Here is a 443-nt window from a genome sequence, read left to right as displayed (position 1 = left end):
ACGATCGAGCCGCAGATCGCCGCCGACACCCGCAACATCCGCGTGCAGGCGACGATCGCCAATCCCGAGAAGATCCTGAAGCCCGGCATGTTCGTGACCACCACCGTGGTGTTGCCGGACAAGCCGGCCGTGATCACCGTGCCCGAGACGGCGGTCGACTACACGCTCTATGGGGATTCCGTGTTCGTGATCACCGAGAAGGAGGAAGAGGACGGCAAGACCAGCCTCTCCGCGGTGCGCACCTTCGTGCAGACCGGCAACCGGCTCGATGGACGCGTCGAAATCGTCAAGGGCCTGAAGGCGGGTGACAAGGTCGTCGCCGTCGGCCAGCTCAAGCTGCAATCGGGCGCGGCCGTCTCGATCTCGACCGACCCCACGCCGCCGATCCCGGCAACGCCGCCGCGCTACTGACCGCATCGGCGTGATCCGGCCCGGCCGGATCA

The 443-nt window shown here is 66.8% G+C and carries 1 protein-coding gene; it reads left to right on the top strand.

What is annotated here, in order from left to right:
* Window positions 1-411, top strand: a 411-nt coding sequence (locus AACY08_RS29830) for an efflux RND transporter periplasmic adaptor subunit (RefSeq protein ID WP_445262073.1), incomplete at its 5' end; no start/stop codon positions are given.
* Between the last annotated feature and the right edge of the window lie 32 nt (window positions 412-443).

Source organism: Pseudomonas sp. EL_65y_Pfl1_R83 (assembly GCF_963970695.1).
Classification (GTDB): Bacteria; Pseudomonadota; Gammaproteobacteria; order Pseudomonadales; family Pseudomonadaceae; genus Aquipseudomonas; species Aquipseudomonas tritici.
The sequence above is the reverse complement of the archived record's forward strand: the minus strand, read 5'-3'. Positions and strand labels throughout refer to the sequence as shown.